The 720-nt window shown below is 30.8% G+C and carries 1 pseudogene; it reads right to left on the reverse strand.

Annotated elements, in window-relative coordinates:
• Positions 1-642: 642 nt before the first annotated feature.
• A pseudogene (locus tag ACJ5GX_RS02360) lies at positions 643-720 on the reverse strand (protocatechuate 3,4-dioxygenase); the annotation flags it as partial.

The following is a 720-nucleotide window of genomic DNA, read 5'->3' on the forward strand; positions in this document are numbered from 1 at the left end:
CCTCATTAAGGATTCGATAAAACAGCCTCTATGTTTTCCTTATCTGTATTGATAATTTAATCTTATCATCTCATTTGATGTGTAGGTATACGGAAGAAGATTATAATAAAAATAAATTACCTACCTACCTGTGTTCAACGTATGAATATTTTATACCTAAAATATGTATTTTTGAGTAGTAAATATATATTTTTTTGTTTGTAGTAATCTTGTCTATAGATCATAGTATCAAATTTCATATAACGCTATACGAACCATGGATTTGTATGTCTCAGGTGTACGCGAGCGTAATCAAGTATTATGTTTCTATTTTTTTAGTAACATAAGCGGCGCCAATTTTTTAAACAGTAATTTGATAGCTTAATTCAATGAACAACCAAGAGCATGTTTTGTCAAAAGTTCCTATTTTATAAGTGTTATTTAATTAAGAAACAAAAAAGAATCGGTAAAGTAATTATGGATAAAAATCAGAGCTTTTAAAGGTATATAGAGCACTTATAGCCCGCACTTGATCGATCCCTTAACAAGAGGGTAACTCGAGGTGCTGCTGATAGTAAATCTTATATTTTAAAACGTTCTACGCCTGAATTGGTTTCTTTGATAAGGATACTTAGAAGGATTCATTTCGAAATTTATTTTCTTTTGTGTTGTGAATTCTGGAAAATCTGGATGTTGGACCAAAAAGTTGATGTGTGGAGCCCTATCACCAATTTTACCTGG

The organism is Wolbachia endosymbiont of Tuta absoluta (genome assembly GCF_059414725.1).